Origin of the sequence: Rhizobium skierniewicense, assembly GCF_014196515.1 — a bacterium.
In the GTDB taxonomy this organism is placed as follows: Bacteria; Pseudomonadota; Alphaproteobacteria; order Rhizobiales; family Rhizobiaceae; genus Agrobacterium; species Agrobacterium skierniewicense.
This window is the reverse complement of the sequence record NZ_JACIDV010000010.1, coordinates 1-18318: the sequence shown is the minus strand read 5'-3', so window position 1 is coordinate 18318 and position 18318 is coordinate 1. Positions and strand designations below refer to the sequence as shown.

16 protein-coding genes are annotated in these 18318 nt (G+C 52.6%); 2 read left to right on the top strand and 14 right to left on the bottom strand.

Features of this window, described 5'->3' with window-relative positions; translation table 11 throughout:
- Positions 1 to 6 precede the first annotated feature (6 nt).
- The 8 genes from GGQ73_RS16130 to virD1 form a co-directional block, all read right to left on the bottom strand.
- Complete coding sequence (locus GGQ73_RS16130) at positions 7 to 342, bottom strand: TIM barrel protein (protein WP_234900486.1); 336 nt, start codon at positions 340 to 342, stop codon at positions 7 to 9.
- Positions 276 to 2294: a VirE3 gene (locus GGQ73_RS16125; protein ID WP_012478092.1), complete on the bottom strand. Its 2019-nt coding sequence runs from the start codon at positions 2292 to 2294 to the stop codon at positions 276 to 278. Before GGQ73_RS16125 ends, GGQ73_RS16130 begins: the two co-directional genes overlap by 67 nt.
- A 66-nt stretch (positions 2295 to 2360) precedes the next feature.
- Positions 2361 to 4010, bottom strand: a complete 1650-nt coding sequence (locus GGQ73_RS16120) for a type IV secretion system single-stranded DNA binding effector VirE2 (RefSeq protein WP_012478091.1) — start codon at positions 4008 to 4010, stop codon at positions 2361 to 2363.
- 4 nt (positions 4011 to 4014) lie between these two features.
- Positions 4015 to 4212 carry a type IV secretion system effector chaperone VirE1 gene (gene virE1 / locus GGQ73_RS16115; RefSeq protein WP_012478090.1) on the bottom strand — a complete coding sequence of 66 codons (198 nt, stop codon included), beginning with the start codon at positions 4210 to 4212 and terminating at the stop codon, positions 4015 to 4017.
- A 449-nt stretch (positions 4213 to 4661) separates the two neighbouring features.
- Positions 4662 to 7172, bottom strand: a complete 2511-nt coding sequence (locus tag GGQ73_RS16110; RefSeq protein WP_173994904.1) for a virA/G regulated protein — start codon at positions 7170 to 7172, stop codon at positions 4662 to 4664.
- A gap of 100 nt (positions 7173 to 7272) precedes the next feature.
- A complete protein-coding gene (gene virD4 / locus GGQ73_RS16105) occupies positions 7273 to 9231 on the bottom strand; it encodes a type IV secretion system ATPase VirD4 (RefSeq protein WP_035258346.1) in 1959 nt (652 codons plus the stop codon).
- Positions 9232 to 9885: 654 nt separating this feature from the next.
- Entirely contained in the window at positions 9886 to 11160 is a 1275-nt protein-coding gene (locus GGQ73_RS16100; RefSeq protein WP_173994902.1) for a T-DNA border endonuclease VirD2, read from the bottom strand.
- A gap of 33 nt (positions 11161 to 11193) precedes the next feature.
- Entirely contained in the window at positions 11194 to 11637 is a 444-nt protein-coding gene (gene virD1, locus GGQ73_RS16095) for a T-DNA border endonuclease subunit VirD1 (RefSeq protein ID WP_173994900.1), read from the bottom strand.
- Between the two features lie 268 nt (positions 11638 to 11905).
- On the opposite strand from virD1, the gene GGQ73_RS16090 reads away from it, so the two are divergent.
- Together GGQ73_RS16090 and GGQ73_RS16085 are read left to right on the top strand one after the other, a co-directional pair.
- Complete coding sequence (locus GGQ73_RS16090) at positions 11906 to 12601, top strand: conjugal transfer ATPase VirC1 (RefSeq protein ID WP_012478084.1); 696 nt, start codon at positions 11906 to 11908, stop codon at positions 12599 to 12601.
- A gap of 2 nt (positions 12602 to 12603) precedes the next feature.
- On the top strand, positions 12604 to 13212 hold the full coding sequence (locus GGQ73_RS16085; RefSeq protein WP_173994898.1) for a conjugal transfer protein VirC2: 609 nt from the start codon (positions 12604 to 12606) through the stop codon (positions 13210 to 13212).
- Positions 13213 to 13322: 110 nt separating this feature from the next.
- Here the strand turns inward: GGQ73_RS16085 and virG are convergent, their stop codons facing one another.
- The 6 genes from virG to GGQ73_RS16055 all read right to left on the bottom strand — a co-directional run bounded on the left by virG (position 13323) and on the right by GGQ73_RS16055 (position 18204).
- Positions 13323 to 14126, bottom strand: a complete 804-nt coding sequence (gene virG / locus GGQ73_RS16080; protein WP_012478082.1) for a two-component system response regulator VirG — start codon at positions 14124 to 14126, stop codon at positions 13323 to 13325.
- Between the two features lie 131 nt (positions 14127 to 14257).
- Positions 14258 to 15289: a P-type DNA transfer ATPase VirB11 gene (gene virB11 / locus GGQ73_RS16075; protein WP_173994897.1), complete on the bottom strand. Its 1032-nt coding sequence runs from the start codon at positions 15287 to 15289 to the stop codon at positions 14258 to 14260.
- A 39-nt stretch (positions 15290 to 15328) separates the two neighbouring features.
- The gene (gene virB10 / locus GGQ73_RS16070; protein WP_173994896.1) at positions 15329 to 16462 is read right to left on the bottom strand and encodes a type IV secretion system protein VirB10; all 1134 of its coding nucleotides are present in this window, start codon (positions 16460 to 16462) and stop codon (positions 15329 to 15331) included.
- Entirely contained in the window at positions 16459 to 17340 is an 882-nt protein-coding gene (gene virB9, locus GGQ73_RS16065; RefSeq protein WP_012478079.1) for a P-type conjugative transfer protein VirB9, read from the bottom strand. The genes virB10 and virB9 overlap by 4 nt, the downstream gene beginning before the upstream one ends.
- The gene (locus tag GGQ73_RS16060; protein ID WP_012478078.1) at positions 17337 to 18050 is read right to left on the bottom strand and encodes a type IV secretion system protein VirB8; all 714 of its coding nucleotides are present in this window, start codon (positions 18048 to 18050) and stop codon (positions 17337 to 17339) included. Before GGQ73_RS16060 ends, virB9 begins: the two co-directional genes overlap by 4 nt.
- Positions 18037 to 18204 (bottom strand): type IV secretion system lipoprotein VirB7, encoded by a 168-nt coding sequence (locus GGQ73_RS16055; RefSeq protein WP_012478077.1) that lies wholly within the window; start codon positions 18202 to 18204, stop codon positions 18037 to 18039. The genes GGQ73_RS16060 and GGQ73_RS16055 overlap by 14 nt, the downstream gene beginning before the upstream one ends.
- Between the last annotated feature and the right edge of the window lie 114 nt (positions 18205 to 18318).

The window sequence follows — 18318 nt, the reverse complement described above, 5'->3', positions numbered from 1 at the left end:
CGAAAATCATGTCTTTTCGTCAACCGATGGGAGATCCTTTGACTGGACCTCGGCGCGGCTTGCCTTGCGAACGTCCTTCAGATGAATATGAACGATGCGGTCGCCGAACCGCTCGATGAGCTTCGCGTAGTCGAATCCGGCTGCCGCGGCGTGTCCGGTGTCAAGAAGAAGCCCAGTTTCCGGCCCAGCTTCTCCAATGATGTCGGATATCTCTTCGAAGGTCTCCGCGACCATCATGAGGTGGTGATGATAGGCAAGCCTAGACGCGTTCCACCTTAGAACCCTCTGGAGGTGGAACGCTCTCTTGAACGTGAACCTTCGAAAATCATAGACCTCGCGCATTCGGGCTTCGGTGAAGGAACCGGCAGTGGCACACTAAGCAATTGATTCAGCAAATTTTCCTGTTCCGAAGCTGACAAATGGTAATCTTCCGATGGAATTTCTGGCCCCGATTTTGGACCTCTCGATAAGTCCGGTTCACCGAACAACGATTGCGGGTCAATAAACCCGTTAGTAGTATTGATCGAATAATCCCGTACCAAATGCCCTTGTACATCTTCGTCGAAGATACTCTCCGACATTGAACTCGTTCGCCCTGAGCTACCTCTGAAAGAGCCGCCGGGCGCCTCCCCCGCAAGTCGCTCTTGATCATCATGTATTGCTACAGAAACTGGGGCTGGCGCATTATGAAGGAAACTTAAAAGTTCTTGCTGTCCTGGAGCTGGCTGATGATTGTCCGAGGATGAAGACATCACCGGTCCTTCGCAAGCCGTTTCTCCAACCGCCGTGTGCAGATTTCCACTCGGGTGTGCCGGCTCTCCCCGCGAGCCAAACACCTTAGTTATTTCCGGCGACCCGGGATGCGGTAACACCAACGGCTCTGGCTGGGAGAAATGTCGCAGCCGCTGATCATTCTCCTTGTGCCCGTCAGATTCATTATCGCGCCGGAGGGTGAGATGAGCTAACCCTTCGTATGGGCGAGGTCCGTTCGCTTGAAGGTCTGGATTTGACAACAGCATGTTTGCTGGCTTGTATCGTGATTGAGAATCTAACCATCCTTCCAAGTTCCGTTGGGGAGACGATGATGTTTGTCCAGCAACATCAACATGTTGATCTGTCACACGCGTGACGTCAGCTTCGACGTGATCAGGGTTGGCTTTGGCTAGGTGCGACTGCTGTGCGAAATGAATGTCATCAGTCTCCGGGAGGGGCGAACCGGGAATCGCTGCCCGCTCCTGCCAGATCTGGCGATGCGCACCGGATTCAAAACTACGCAGTCTCTCAGCCTCGGATTCTCGCTCGCTGAGCGCCGCAAATTTCCGGTAGACCGTCACCCCGAGTATCTTTTTTGAAACCTTCTTGAGGCCCGCGCTGAGATATTCGGTTTCGCTCCTGTAGATCTTGCCGAAGGTATGCTTGGCACTCTTCAATTGTCCGGTAGCTTCATCGTAGACAGCAGACCGCTTGTTATAGAGCCGTCGATGGCTCAAAATATCGCGGCCCATTTCATTGCCCTCCTTGTCCAGAAGGGACCTAAAAGATTTGTTGAAAGCGCCACCAAGTTTTTGAATCTTCGTCTGGGAGGTTTGACGATTGGGTGCCTTCACTGAAATCTTGGAAAAGCCGACATGGTTGCTGCCGATACGCTCGAGGTTTCCGTGATCGTCCCGTTCGAATGTCTCCCGTCTGAAACCGTTTCGACGGGTTAGATCGCGATAGAGCCGGTCGTCAGGGCCGCTCCGATACGGCGCGCCCATTTTCTCGGATACAGGTTGAAAGAGCCTGCCACGGTTGGCGTACCTTGTGCGGATCAGGTCGCCATTTTCGTCGCGCTCCCATTTTTCCTCAAAACGTCCGTCTTTGTATTTCACGTGCTTCATGCGGAGTGTGCCGTCCGCAGCATACAAATGGCTGCTGACACTTAACCAGGACTTCCTTTCATATAAACCCAAATAGACTTCCTGCGTCACCGGGTTACGCTTCAGAACCGTTTTGGTTTTGCGAAGTCTACCGTGCTCACGCGTTAATTCTTTATGGTTGTCTACTCGAAGCCGGTTATTTCCAAGAATTTTATAGCCTATTTCGCCTCGAAACCCTACGTCGAGTTTGTCGACTATCGCCATATCAGCAGCATACTTTCGCTTCCTATCGGGACTCTCCAGTCTGGCTTGCCGCTTGAGCGCCTCTTCTTCGGTAATCAATGCTTTTCGCATTTGCTCGACAACGCGCTGAGCAGAACGGCGCATATCTGCCGTAAGCGACTTCGCAAAACTTTTCTTTGTAGTGTTCACCATGATTGAGCCCTTTCATTGGCAAACCCGGGTCAAACGAGCTTCCTCGTTGACGCGGCAGCAGGAACGTCAAAAGCTGTTGACGCTTTGGCTACGCGGTCGACTTTCGTATATCCTGCGGCTGTCACTGATTGGACGCGACGCCGGCTCTGGCCGAACGAAATCACGTGAATATTTGTCAGTTGCTTCACCAAGCACCCCCGCTGCATCGGGTGGCAGCCTTAACTGCAAGCGCTCATATTCCGCGACGCTGGTGTACGTGCCAGTTCTCTGACCATTCTCATTGCGATCGGCGACGATGACATCTTTGGTGGACAAATTTTGCAGTTTTTCAGGAGACAAGTCATGAATGTCACGTAACTCTGGGCCATTTAAGACAATAACCGCTGCCTGCGCGTCAAACTTTTCGAATTTGATACTAGCCGCATGGCTTTGCCGACCCATCGATGCGGGTAAACCAACCCGGTTCATCAACTCGGTGAAATGTGCAGGGTCAGAATATTCCAATCTGGGCGGCGACAGATAGCGGTTGCCGTCGCGAGCAAGCAACTGAACGCGATCCCACAGTTCTCCCTTTTTCAAAGCTTGCGCCCAAGGCGAATTGGGTGCGCTTTGCATTAGGAAGTCAACGCTCACATGACGGTCGCGGGTCAAACCGCCCTGCCCGTCTGGCTGCTGTCCCATATTTACTGTCGCAGTTGGAAACTGCCGATTGTGAGCTCTATTTTCCCCAACGAATTCCGCGAAGCGAATATCCGCACTGCCCCGTTCCCAGGATTCCAGATATTTCGAGTCATGCATAATGCCTGACTTTGACTTCAATTTGATCTCAGTCTCGTCGCCATACCTGCGCTTGACGGTGTGTTCAAACTCGCTGAACTGTTTGTTGGCGTAATTGTCGCCGGCAAACCTGTACACGAAGTGGATGTCATTTTGGGGAGTTTTGATCATAATATCGGGCAGCAGCGAACCAGCCTGGAGTTCGTGTTGATATCGCTTTTGAATTTCCCGGCGCCCGTATTTTTCTGTTTGTACGTATCGGTCTTCAGGTCTTAGTTTATAATTCCGGTCGAGCTTTATGTTCTTATCTGTTTGATAAAAGATCTCTGTGCCCGTGATCCCCATATCAGCGTGCGCATGATTCCATACGTCCAACTTGTACTGAAACCGCAGTTTGTTACGTTCCTTCGCCTCCATCATCCCCCATTTTTCCTCCAGTTGCTCTGGAACGCTAATCTTGTCGAATGCGAGAGGTGGCGGGTAGTAATTACCGGCTCCGTCCCTGTAGAGACGGCAGCACGCGTTAAATTCCGCCTTGGTGGGCATTTGGTCGAGGTTGCCTTTGGCAATACCAGTAAAAGCATCTTGTCCCGTTTGATGCACGAGAATGTATTCGTCCGGGCGCCGATCGTTGCCTGGCAAAGACATGTTCGAGAACAAGACGGACAGCTCTTTTTGAATCTCAGCTTGATTTCCGTGCTCGCTGCCAGAATAAAGGCTGGAGGAGGAGTCGACCGATCCATAATCCAGACGTGGGCTTACAACTTCCGTTCGGGTAGGGCTCCCTGATTGTACGTCTTCGCCATTCGTCATCTGAATATCGGAGATGGTGTTGGAACTGATATTCGCCTTCTTCCAACGCCTGGGGTCAGTGTCATCATCATTTTCGATGTTGTGACCGCGACCCACATAGACATTCTCATTGCTAGACGGATCCATCGTCTCACTCCTTCTGACCAGCAAGATTGTCTTCTGGGAGCGGGCACCGATGGACAAAGTCCTCCAGCTCGATCATAGCGAGATCCAGGTTGGTAAAACCACTCGGCGGATGACTGCCGCTCATTTCCTCTATGAGAGACTCCGGTCTCTCTATCGGCGAGGTTGTCCTATTTTTGTTCACATGCGGCTTGATGATGGCCATATGTTCTCTCCTGCAAAATTGCGGTTTTCTAGAAAATCCTCCGCAACCCGAGTTAAAGCTGCTTTGCTACTTTGAGCAAAGCCGGGGGCGGAACTGTTTTGATCGGCGCCACCACTAGACGATCCACTTATAAGGTCCGTCGTCCGTAACCTCTTATCGGAATTTTTAAGTCTCCGACCGGGAAGTCTGGCAAGTGCTCATATCTCCAAAGTACCATCCATACCCGGGTCTTGAAACGGATATCGCGTTTCAACTGCAATGAGCAGGCAATAAATGATGCCACAATCGAGCTGAAAGGGAGGAACTGGAAAGACAGGACGCACGCGGCCTGACCGAGGCCATCGTATCCCTGTGAGCATTTTTGGCGACGAGCAGCCGGTCGACCAGCGGCAGAATATCAACCAGCGATCGATGCGAATACTGCAAATGATCACTATATTGGCGACTTATCAGCGTTTAAACGCTTTGTCTTGAGCTCGATCACGCGGATCATAAACTCGTCGATCATCGAGCTCGTCAATGGCTTTTTCAGTCTCTGCTTTGGATCGAGCTTTCGAAGGCGACGTGCTTATCAAGCGCGCAGTTCGGTCTAACGCAGAAATAACTTCTTTTTTTTTCCGTCTTACGCCGACTGATTTGGCCTCAAGATCTTTTTTTACGTCATATAAGGCCAAAAACTCGCGATACACTTGCTGCTCACGCTCGAGAGTCGGCCATTTTCCAGTCAATGCTGTTTCGCGGGCAAGAACAGCTTCGGTTTGACCACGGGGACCAAGATGCAGCAATTGAGGGGCTTCGTTTTTATCCGGCGGAACAAGGACAGGATCGCGGCTCACTGTATAGTTGTAGCTCGTTGTTGCCACTTGAATTGGCAAGGCAACACCATCGGGCGATTCACTTTGCAGGCCATCGCTAGCGAGTTGGTGCGCGTAACCCAATTGGTTCAATTGATACCCATTTGAGGCCGTCGCGCCTTCCGAGCGCGCAACGGGGTCCGACAGAGTTGCCCTTTGATCCGAGCGATAGCTTGTGTCATCCGGCCATCCGCGCCCGACAAGTTTGGTCCGTCCTCTCCCGGTGCCAATATGTTGGCGATGAAGCCCCTTATCCTCAAGGTAGGCGGGCATGGGCCTTTCGAGACGCCGGCCCTCTTTCGTCGCTCTCGCAGTATCGTGGACAGCCTTGAACCCGAAAATATGCTCCGACTCATACGCACCGGTTTCGGTCGCGAGCCGCGCTCGTTCATTTTTCCGGCTCCCATAGGTGCCAATATTGTCGCTTCTTAAGCGAACAGTCTTTTCTGGCGAAGGGCGCGGAGCCTCCGATCCAAATTCGTTAAGCAACGGTCGCCTTGTGCTGGAATTCACGTCATGGATAGAAGCTGTAACGGTTCTGTCGCTTTTGGAGCCTAGCCGCTTAACTCCACCCGTGCGATCGACGGGATCGCTGGCGGTGATATTTTCCGTATTGTTTGCATCTGACCCAGAAGCAGTAAACCATTGCACAGGCCTCGTTTCAGATTCTGAACATGCTGCGAATTGCCTTTGAGACGATTCTGGCACCTGCTCCCTTACTAGGTCGGAACGACGATAGATTGATTGATCGTCTAAAGGGACGTCTGATCTATCCGTCAAGCTTGTGTACGACGGGCGACCAAGCGCGTCGCTATCATCAAGCGGATCGCGCTCATCGGCAATCCAGGCTGAGGGATCGATTTCTGCCAGACGAGCGTTCACTACAAGATTTTGCCATCGCGGTTGGGCTGGCTGCCGCCATTTTTCGTAAGCCTTTCGTTCCCTGTCTCCGAGCGACTTTCCTTCATATAAGAAAACCGGTGAGGACGACTGACCAATCGCTTGGGTCGTAACAGCGTCACTTTCAGTCCTGGCCTGGTGTGCATCTAAGATGAGATCTTCCCAAGTCGGGCGTTCCCTCTTACTCCAGCGTTCATAAGCAGTTCGCTCAGGTGCTCCGAGCCTTGTGCCATCATACACAAAAGAATCGGAGGAATCTGTCCGTTGACCAATGGGGCGTTGCGAACCGCGTTCCGACGCGGGCAGAGCCTCCCCGCGCTCTTCAAAGCAACCTTTTTGACCTTCAATCCAACCAGCATGGCAAAGTTCTGCCATACGCGCGTTAACAACGAGATCTTCCCAGGTAGGCTGAGCGTCTCCTTGCCATTGTCTGAGAGCCTGCCGTTCCGGCTCGCCCAAGGGAACACCGTTGTATTCAAATGATGATGAAGATGTTTGTGAATCAAAAAGCCAAGCAGAGTCATTGATCGAGGAAACGCGTGCCCTCAATACCAAATCTTTCCACGTGGGTGGCTCCGCCTCGGCCCAGTCACCATATGCAGAACGCTCGGCTTCCCCGAGCTTCATCCCGTCATATGAAAACGATCCGGATGAATTCTCATCATCAATTAAGTTGCTCCGCTTTCGCTTCAATGAAATTGAACTTGTATTCTTCGATCCTGCGAGGGATGTATACTCGCCGGTAATCCCGTGTGGACGGCCAAGTTCCGTCAAGCGTGCGCTGACAACAAGGTCTTCCCATGTCGGCTGAGCGTCCTCTTGCCAATTTTCGTAGGCCTGTCGTTCCCCGATGCCCAGAGGCATCCCTTCGTATCTGAAGGTTGAGGGGGTGTCCTCTTCTAAATCTCGGAGCCAGGTCACATCGTCAATCGGATCGACACGTGCCTTGATTATAAGATCTTTCCAAGTGGGCCGGCCCGGTTCGCACCAGTTCTCGTAAGCCGCACGCTCGGCAGGACCAAGTCCAACACCATCATAGGTAAACGACACGGAAGTAGACTGGCTGTAGTCGGTTTGGACCTCAAACGAGGCATCAACCTGATCCCGAGAAGGTTCGGTTAAAAAAGGGGCGGTAGTACTTCCGCCAGGAACGTCAGGAAGCGCGTCAGCCGAACCTCTTATGTGAACTTTCGACTTTCCTGTCATACCGACACCTCGTAAAGGGCCAATTGGGATCTGGCGTACACTTTGTTGAACCGCAACATGCCGCCTGAAACGAATTGCACCATTAAGATCATTTCGCAGGCTATGCCGGTGCGGACCTCGATCTTTGCTGAAGTGCAATAATCTGGTCCAACAATTGCTGTTGAGCGGTCAGAGCGAGCGTCAATTCTGGAGGCACAACCGATTCCGGCGGTATCTCGCCCGCATCGGCTTGTTCCTCGTCACCATTTATTCCCATCACGCGTTCAGGGATATCAGCACCGACTTTAACACTTCCATGGTCCTCGGCCACAGTTCTGTTTTGCGGTGCAGCATCCTCATTAAAATTTGCTATCGGAGCCAAGTGGTATTGAACTTGATCGTTGCTATAGTCGGAAAGCATCAAGGGTGCGGGCTCAGGCAGAGAGCCCATCTGGCGTTCGAAAAGGCCTTTCAGCGTACGATCGGAATAATACTGCACCTTTCGTAATTTGAGTGGAGGTCGCCCTTTGATGAGAACGATTTCACTCTGATCGTCTAGCAGGCGCACTTGTTCGGGGCGCAAAAGGGCTGCACCTTGATCAGAAATCTGGATGTTGTGGTCGAACATTCTGGCTTGACTGTAAGAGGTCGAACGCGCTTTAAACGTATATTCGCCGATAGCTTTTGAGATGTAGGTTGGAGTTTCGTCATCAGCCGTGGCCATAAATACTTGTACGCCAGTATTGCTCAGAAAGTTTTGTTTTCCTGCGTCATCGTATGTGCCCGACAAGGCCGAAAGACTTTGAATAATAAACATAAAGCGGCCTCTGTAACCGGCGATGGTTGTGATCGCGGTCTCTATGGCCTCAAGCTTGCCCAGGTGTTTGAATTCGTCGAGGAGAAATAAAACTTCATGGCACTCGTCTTCACCTGGCAGCGATCTCTGCAAGATTGACACGAGCTGCTGAAACATCAGGCGCATAAGTGGTGCCAAGACCTCCAGATCGTTGGGACTGACACAAAGATAAATGCAGGTCTTCTTCCTCCGGAGATCGTAAACGGAAAAGTCTGACCGGCTTGTCGCTGCTTTGATAAGCGGATCAGCCCACAGGTTCAGTCCACCGTCGCCCAGCACAGAGGTGTACGATGTCAGAATTTTCGTGTCGTTGCCCGCCATATTATCGAAGATACGCTGAGCCTCTTTGTTTAGGCTTTCCTCCGCGAGTTGCGCAAAAAGCTTATACTTTTCGCCAGGCTGCGCAAATAGGTCATATACCGCGCCAATCGTTGGTGTGCCACGCTCAATGCAGGTAAGGATTCCCGCGACGAACAGGTCACGTGCGCCGTCAATAAAGCCTTCTGCTCCCTTTCCCTTAGCCGTAATAAGGTTCGCAGCTAGACGGCGTGTTTCAGTGAACTGGCGTTCGGGCGGAAGTGCGGCAATATCCAGGACCGGATTGTAACAATGAGTCTTCCGCTCAGGATCTAGGGGGGAGAACTTGAAAACTGCGTCGCCGCTCGCTTTGCGTGCTCTGGACGTCAGTTCAAACAATTCTCCCTTGACGTCAAGGGCGATTACCGAGCCCTTGAAGGTCAACAGCGTTGGAATGACGATGCCGACGCCTTTGCCAGCACGCGTTGGCGCGACGACAAGACTGTGTGGCTGTTCGCCATTGGTCAAATAACTGCCGAACCAAAGGGGACCACATGTCTTTCCAAAGATCGGCCCCTTGATGCGACTGTAACGCTGCAGATAACCAGCATGCCGCATTTCGCCAATTTCTGCCCAACGAGCTGTCCCATGATGCTTCTGATTGCGCAGCGATATGATGAGCTGACTTGAAAGAACGATCAGCGAGGTAAAGATGACAACAGATAAACCACGCCAGAAGACGGTGCTGGCATAACCCAAGTAAAGCGGGGTCTCATACCAAAAAGCGAAAACGTCGAACGTCATCATCGCTTCGCCGTTGAAGCCCCGGCGGAACGTTACATAGCAGCTGGCCGCACAAAAACCGGCTGCCAGCGAACATACGATGCTCAGGGTCATACGCTGGGGCGAAGTCTTGCTGGAGTTCATGACTTCACCGAAATCTTTGCACCCATCGTCAACGCGCTCCGGGTCTGGCAGCAACTGCAAACAATATAGTACGTATGCTTTCGCAATCTTCGAGCAAACGCGGTTCCAATCTTTTCATGTAAGGTTGGCGTCGCACCATGACTGCCACGTCCTTTCTGGGGGTCGCGCGTTTCAGGGCGGTCTTCTGCGTCAGCGGGCAGTCTTCGGTCGGAATTGACCCTTGATATACGTGTACTAAGGGGTACGGATGCGAGCGTTTTGCCGAGCCCGCCTTGCTTGGGAACAGGGACTGCCCTGCCGACTTTGGCAGTCACATTTCTTGCGTTATTTCGCGTCTCAAAGTCATAAGCGGCCGGAGCCAGGTCGTTGCTGTTTATTAGCGATAATGGCGCGATCGCAGACCAATGAAGAGTAGCCGCCATGTACCGCAGACCAGTCGACGCTCTTCCCGAGGAATCACGCAATATGGCTGCATTTGGTAATCTTGGTGAGCTAGTTGGAATCAGCCTATCCCTAACATCTCTTTGAACATTGGACAGTGCAGAGCTAGAGGCGGATGCGGCTCCACGCCGTTCGCCTGTCAGTCCGACGGAGGCCGGGCGAGCAGAGCGTATCGTGAACTGACCATTTGCCATTATTCGGTCCTTCCTGTCTCTAGGTCCCCCCGCGCCCATCGTCGCGACGATTACCTCTTGCACGTTTGCGTTCTCCCAATTCTCCATCGTGACGGTCACGCGGACGCGTTGGAGAAGCTTCCGGTTGCTCGGTACGGATGGAAGCAGACACCGGATCAGCCGCCTTGTTGCTGTCATCGCGACCGTCGGGCTCACCGACATTTGCCTCGGAATCAACTTGCGCGGCCTTCAATCTTTTACGGTTTGCTCCGCTCGGACCTGCCTCCTCGTCATGACGTCGTTTTGATCGCTGCTGGCGCTCGACTGTGTGCATGGCAACGTCAGTCACCGGGCGAGAAGTATCGGAATTGCCGCTTTGTTTGGGCACGCTGGCTTCAGCGACATACGAAGTCTCAATCCCGAAATGCCCAGTTACAGGGATTTTGGACGCGGATGGTTGGGCACCCCGCTCGCTCTCCAATGGTACGCGGATCCGTGCGTCGGCTTTGATGCTGGAGCCGGCGGGCTCCTGGAAACGGGCGTGCGGTTCAAGCGGTTGTTTGTCATGTCGGGTTGCACGGTCCGGTTCGCCGGCAGATGCGTCCGATCGAAATGGATCGAACGATTGACTGAGGTCCCGACGATCTTCCTCAGGCGAGGTCTCATCAAAATCTGTATCTTCGAATTGAATCTTTTGAGCCTGCATCCGCTCAAGGCGTCGATATTCAGCATATGTGATTGGTCGCTCTGCTATTCCCCTTTCTGCTCGCGAAGTCGCATCCAGGACTATGCCGTGACGAAGTGAAATCTCTGCCATCTTTTTCCGTAAGCCGTCATAATTCAGCTGGGGATGGCGCCTGGATATTTTCAGCCACCCCTTCCCCAGAAGTTCCCGACGATTGACCACGATATGTAAATGTGGATGATCGCGATCGACGTGGTAGGCTGTCAGATAGTTATAGCGGCCACCCCCGTATCCTGACCCAAACATCTCGGCTGCCCATTCCCGGCTTGCTTCATGAGCTGCGGTTTGGTCGGTACCTGCGGGGAAGCTTACAATAATGTGTGTTGTTAAGTCTTGTTGCCTGTCATCGTCTGACTGACTTTCGTCATAAATCCCGGCCTCCGTAACCCAACTTTGGGCAAGCTCACGGATTTGATCCGGCGGAACAGGAATATCGAGATGCCGGGCTGAACGCTGCAGTTCCAGCTTTCCCTTACGGGACAGGTACTCCAGCTGATTGATTATCTGCTGAAGGGTCTTGGTTCCACCTCCTGGCACAATGCGAATGATTACTTGAGCGCGATCGGGCATCCAATTTTCTCCCGTCAGGTGCGTGGTCAAGTGCTACAAGGCACCTTTCAGTAACGAGCGACCGTCGATCCGTCGCCGGGATACGGACAAAATGGAGCGCAGTAGTCCATCGAGGGCGGCGAAAGCCTCGCCAAAAGCAATACGTTCATCTCGCACAGCCTCCAGATCCGATCGAGGGTCTTCGGCGTAGGCAGATAGAAGCATGGATACATTGCTTGAGAGTATTCCGATGGACTGAAGTATGGCTTCCATCTTTTCTCGTGTGTCTGCATCTATTTCGAGAAAGCCCCCGATGCGGCGCACCGCAACGCGAATTGCCATACTATCCGAAAGTCCCAGCAGACGCGCTTGATAGGAAAAGGTTTCATACTCGGCCGATCGCAGACGGGCACTCACGACCCTGAACCCTTCAACTTTCAGGGATCGATGCTGGTTGATGGTAGTCTCACTCGACGTGGCTCTGGTGTGTTTTGACATAGCTTCCTCCAAAGAAAGCGGAAGGTCTGGATACTCCAGCACGAAATGTGCCCGGGTAGACGGATGGAAGTCTAGCCCTGCTCAATATGAAATCAACAGTACATTTACAGTAAATACTGAATATACTTGCTACATTTGCAATTTTCTTATAACGAATGTGAAATAAAAATAGTGTAACAACGCTTTTACTCATCGATAACCACAAAAACATTTATACGAACAAAAATACAAATGCACTCCGGTTTCACAGGATAGGCGGGATCAGAATATGCAACTTTTGACGTTTTGTTCTTTCAAAGGGGGTGCTGGCAAAACCACCGCACTCATGGGCCTTTGCGCTGCTTTGGCAAATGACGGTAAACGAGTGGCCCTCTTCGATGCCGACGAAAACCGGCCTCTGACGCGATGGAGAGAAAACGCCTTACAAAGCAGTACCTGGGATCCTCGCTGTGAAGTCTATTCCGCCGACGAAATGCCCCTTCTTGAAGCAGCCTATGAAAATGCCGAGCTCGAAGGATTTGATTATGCGTTGGCCGATACGCGTGGCGGCTCGAGCGAGCTCAACAACACAATCATCGCTAGCTCAAACCTGCTTCTGATCCCAACCATGCTAACGCCGCTCGACATCGACGAGGCACTATCTACCTACCGCTACGTCATCGAGCTGCTGTTGAGTGAAAATTTGGCAATTCCTACAGCTGTTTTGCGCCAACGCGTCCCGGTCGGCCGATTGACAACATCCCAACGCAGGATGTCAGAGACGCTAGAGAGCCTTCCAGTTGTACCGTCTCCCATGCATGAAAGAGATGCATTTGCCGCGATGAAAGAACGCGGCATGTTGCATCTTACATTACTAAACACGGGAACTGATCCGACGATGCGCCTCATAGAGAGGAATCTTCGGATTGCGATGGAGGAAGTCGTGGTCATTTCGAAACTGATCAGCAAAATCTTGGAGGCTTGAAGATGGCAATTCACAAGCCCGCGTTGTCGGTCGGCGAAGCACGGCGGCTTGCTGGTGATCGACCCGAGATCCACCATCCCAACCCGACACTTGTTCCCCAGAAGCTGGACCTCCAGCACTTGCCTGAAAAAGCCGACGAGAAAGACCAGCAACGTGAGCCTCTCGTCGCCGATCACATTTACAGTCCCGATCGACAACTTAAGCTAACTGTGGATGCCCTTAGTCCACCTCCGTCCCCGAAAAAGCTCCAGGTTTTTCTTTCAGCGCGACCGCCCGCGCCTCAAGTGTCGAAAACATATGACAACCTCGTTCGGCAATACAGTCCCTCGAAGTCGCTACAAATGATTTTAAGGCGCGCGTTGGACGATTTCGAAAGCATGCTGGCAGATGGATCATTTCGCGTGGCCCCGAAAAGCTATCCGATCCCTTCAACTACAGAAAAATCCGTTCTCGTTCAGACCTCACGCATGTTCCCGGTTGCGTTGCTCGAGGTCGCTCGAAGTCATTTTGATCCGTTGGGGTTGGAGACCGCTCGAGCTTTCGGCCACAAGCTGGCTACCGCCGCGCTCGCGTCCTTCTTTGCTGGAGAGAAGCCATCGAGCAATTGGTGAAGAGGGACCTATCGGAACCCCTCACCAAATATTGAGTGTAGATTTGAGGCCGCTGGCCGCGTCCTCAGTCACCCTTTGAGCCAGATAATTAAGAGCCAAATGCAATTGGCTCAGGCTGCCATCGTCCCCCCGTGCGAAACCTGCACGTCCGCGTCAAAGAAATAACCGGCACCTCTTGCTGTTTTTATCAGTTGAGGGCTTGACGGATCCGCCTCAAGTTTGCGGCGCAGCCGCAAAATGAGAACATCTATACTCCTGTCGTAAACCTCCTCGTCGCGTACTCGACTGGCAATGAGAAGTTGCTCGCGCGATAGAACGTCGCGGGGTTTCTCTAAAAACGCGAGGAGAAGATTGAACTCACCTGCCGTAAGTTTCACCTCACCGCCAGCTTCGGACATCAAGCGACGTTGCCTGAGATTAAGTGTCCAGTCAGTAAAACAAAAAGACCGTCGGTCTTTGGAGCGGACAACGTTGGGGCGCACGCGCAAGGCAACCCGAATGCGTGCAAGAAACTCTCTCGTACTAAACGGCTTAGCGATAAAATCACTTGCTCCTAGCTCGAGTGCAACAACTTTATCCGTCTCCTCAAGGCGGTCGCCACTGATAATTATGATTGGAATATCAGACTTTGCCGCCAGATTTCGAACGATCTCAAGCCCATCTTCACGACCTAAATTTAGATCAACAACCACGACATCGACCGTCGCGGAAGAGAGTACTCTAGTGAACTGGGTGCTGTCGGCTACCGCGGTCACTTTGAAGGCGTGGATCGTAAGGTATTCGATAATAAGATGCCGCATAGCGACATCGTCATCGATAAGAAGAACGTGTTTCAACGGCTCACCTTTCAATCTAAAATCTGAACCCTTGTTCACAGCGCTTGAGAAATTTTCTCGTGAAGGATGTACAATCATCTCCAGCTAAATGGGCAGTTCGTCAGAATTGCGGCTGACCGCGGATGACGAAAATGCGAACCAAGTATTTCAATTTTATGACAAAAATTCTCAATCGTTGTTACAAGTGAAACGCTTCGAGGTTACAGCTACTATTGATTAAGGAGATCGCCTATGGTCTCGCCCCGGCGTCGTGCGTCCGCCGCGAGCCAGATCTCGCCTACTTCATAAACGTCCTCATAGGCACGGAATGGAATGATGACATCGATCGCCGTAGAGAGCATGTCAATCAGTGTGCGATCTTCCAAGCTAGCACCTTGGGCGCTACTTTTGACAAGGGAAAACAGTTTCTTGAATCCTTGGATTGGATTCGCGCCGTGTATTGTTGAAATCGATCCCGGATGTCCCGAGACGACTTCACTCAGATAAGCCCATGCTGCATCGTCGCGCATCTCGCCAAGCAATATCCGGTCCGGCCGCATACGCAGACTTGCTTGGAGCAAGTGCTCGGCGCTCACAGCACCCAGCCCAACACCGTTCTTGGAGTAGAGTAGTCTAACATGATTATCGTGTGGAATGACGAGTTCGAGCGTATCTTCTATGGTGATTAGCCTTTCCTGGGGGGGGATGGCGCTGATCAAGGTCTTGCTCATTGTTGTCTTGCCGCTTCCGGTAGGGCCACATAGCAACATCGTCAGTCGGCTGACGACGCATGCGTGCAGAAACGCTTCCAAATCCCCGTTGTCAAAATGCTGAAGGATAGCTTCATCATCCTGATTTTGGCGTTTCCTTCGTGTCTGCCACTGGTTCCACCTCGAAGCATCATAACGGGAGGAGACTTCTTTAAGACCAGAAACACGCGAGCTTGGCCGTCGAATGGTCAAGCTGACGGTGCCCGAGGGAACGGTCGGCGGCAGACAGATTTGTAGTCGTTCACCACCAGGAAGTTCAGTGGCGCAGAGGGGGTTACGTGGTCCGACATCCTGCTTTCTCAGCGCGCCCGCTAAAATTGCGATATCTTCAAGATCATCATAAGAGACGGGCAAAGGCATCTTGGTAAAAATGCCGGCTTGGCGCACAAATGCCTCTCCAGGTCGATTGATCGCAATTTCTTCAGTCTTCGGGTCATCGAGCCATTCCAAAATCGGCTTCAGAAGAAAGCGTAGTTGCGGATCCACTTCCATTTACAATGTATCCTATCTCTAAGCGGAAATTTGAATTCATTAAGAGCGGCGGTTCCTCCCCCGCGTGGCGCCGCCAGTCAGGCGGAGCTGGTAAACACCAAAGAAATCGAGGTCCCGTGCTACGAAAATGGAAACGGTGTCACCCTGATTCTTCTTCAGGGTTGGCGGTATGTTGATGGTTGCCTTAAGGGCCGTATCAGTTGTCTGCTCACCGTTATTTTGAAAGCTGTTGAAGCTCATCCCGCCACCCGAGCTGCCGGCGTAGGTGCTAGCTGCCTGGAAGGCGCCTTGAACAACACTCAAGAGCATAGCTCCGCTAAAACGCTGCCAGAAGTGGCTGTCGACCGAGCCCGGCAATCCTGAGCGACCGAGTTCGTCCGCGCTTGGCGATGTTAACGAGATCATCGCATGGTCAGGTGTCTCGGCGCGATCCCACAACACAAAAACGCGCCCGTCTCCCTGTTGCAAGCCACGCTGTATTTCGCCAACAACGGTGGTGCCACGATCAAGAAGCACGATATTGTTCGTTGTTCCACGAATATCCTGAGGCAAGACACACTTTACATAGCCTGCCAAATTTGTGTCGATTGCGGTTTGCAAGATGCACGGAATTATTGTCCCTTGCGTTACCATAAAATCGGGGTGCGGCAACAGCGTGGCCCTGCTGGGCAGCAGCTCGGTGGGTTTCATACGTATCGACAAATCGTTCTCGCCGGACACTTCGCCATTCGGCAACGAGCTGTCGTCACGCTTGCCTTCTTGTCTTCGGCCCGTGTCGCCCTGAATGGCGCGTTTGCTGACCCCTTGATCGCCGCTGCTATATGCAAAAATCGGTGTTTCTTCCGGCCGTGGCTCATGCCGCTCCGGTTCGCCCCTCGGCGGTAGAGGAGCAGCAGGCTGAACAGCCTCTTGAACCGCTGGAGGATCCGGCGGCACCTCAATCGGAGCTGGATGAAATGGCTTGGTGTTTGTTGCGATCAAAGTTGACGGCGATGCGTTCTCATTCACCTTCTTTTGGCGCCCACCTAGCCAAATGAGGCTTAATGATAACGCGAGAACGACACCTCCGACGATCAATTTCTGAGACCCCGAAAGACGCCGGCCATGTTTGTCGGAGACCAGGGATCCAGATGCATCAACCTCATGTGCCGCTTGCTGACTATCGTTATTCATCCCTTCGCCCCCTTCAGGACGCGTTTCACATCGGGCCTCACCGTGCCCGTTTGCGGCCTTTGGCCAACGGGATCGTAAGCGGTATTCCAGATACATAGGACTGTGTGGCCATCCCTCAGACGCCAACCTCGGGAGACCGAAGAAATCTCGACATCGCTCCCTTTAACTGAATAGTTGGCAACAGCTTCCTTGCCATCAGGATTGATGGTGTAGATGGAGGGTATGCGTACATTGCCCGGAAAGTGGAATACCGTCGTAAATCCATTGTCGAAGACTTCGAGTGGCAACAGCGAACGATCGCCTTGGGCGACGTAGTGCCAATTACTGTCCGCCGCACCAAGGGCTGTGACAGGCTGATCCAATAAATTCTCAGCTTTCCGTTGATATTGTGCTTCCGCGTGTAGTCTGTCCACAACAGCCTTCTGTTGTGCCTCCCTTCGCCGAGCCGCCGCATCGTCGGCGGGGTAGGCGAATTGGACGCTGTAATAGAGATCGGGCTGCTCTTTATCGAGGTGGGACAGAGTCTTGGAACTTATACTGAAAACATAACGGCGCATCCCGGAGTCGCTTGCGGTTAGCACGATTACTGGCTGAGGCGTGAGGACCTGGCTTGCCTTGAAAAATAGATAATTTCCCCGCGGTAGGGCTGCTAGATCTTTGCTATTTGAAACGGCAACCGCTGTCACCGTTTCGTTCGTGGCGAATGTGACGACCAAAGTAGCTCCAACCGCCGTCGAGAGGCGCACCACTTGATCGGGATTGTAAGCCAAATAACGCATGCGCGGATCTAGCTTGCCCGCCATTGGAGTGTCTTCAGCCTCCGCACCAGTCGCAGCGGCAAATAAACATGCTAAAATGAAAAGTGCTTTTCTGATCATGGTTCGCTGTGGCCTACGTTTGAAACGGTATCTTCCGATGTCTGATAGGAGGTGACAACCAGACCTGCCGGGTTGGTCAGTCTCAATCTGCCGGGCAAGCTGGTCACCTTTTCGTAGCGAACTGTCGCGGTCCACGTACTCACCACCGGCATTTTGCCGTCAACGACGAGGGTCCTTTTATAGCGAATTTGCTGCGTGCTTGGAGTTACATCATTTGAAGCGATGTGCTCGACCTCCACCCTGCCGCGTTTGCCAAGAATGACTTGAGGCGAACTGGGATTGGGATAGTTGAAGAATTGCTGGTAATCCTGGCGCACTGTTGGGGCACTGAAGTTCGATACCAGGTCGTAGGCGTACTGAGCGGTATCGGCATCATAACTCTCGCGCAGGCGAACATACTCCCACAATGAGGCGTTAACGACGGCCTCCTCTTGAGTTGCAGGCAATCGCGAGACAGACACCTCGCTGTCAACGGTGCCGTCCGGCCGTATCCATAGATATACGGGCACAAGCCTGCTCAACGGCACCATTGTGGCTATAGCGAACGCTTGAGCAACATTTCCCAAAATCGCGATAGCTGCGACAGCTGCAATGAGTTTGGAGAGACGTCGCGCCGATTTCGCTCGCGCGGTTTGAAAGGCTTCTACTTCCTTATAGTGCTCGGCAAGGCTTTCGCGCGCCACTAGCATGGCATATTCAGGCCCCGTCATAGCGTCCACCCGAATTGCCGAGCTGAAGATCTGACGGAGTAGGCTGCCATCGCCCCACATTCAGCGGGAAGATCGGGCCTTTGCAGCTCGCTAATGTGTCGTTTGTCTGGCAGCCGCTCAAAGCGACAACTAGGCACAGCAGGCAATACTTCATAGAATTCTCCATTGAGGCGAATTTTTGCGCGACCTAGCCTCGCTCAACCTGAGCGAAGCGACGGTACAAGCTGCTGGCAGATTGGGTTGCGCCGCTCCAGTAACTGCCTCCAAT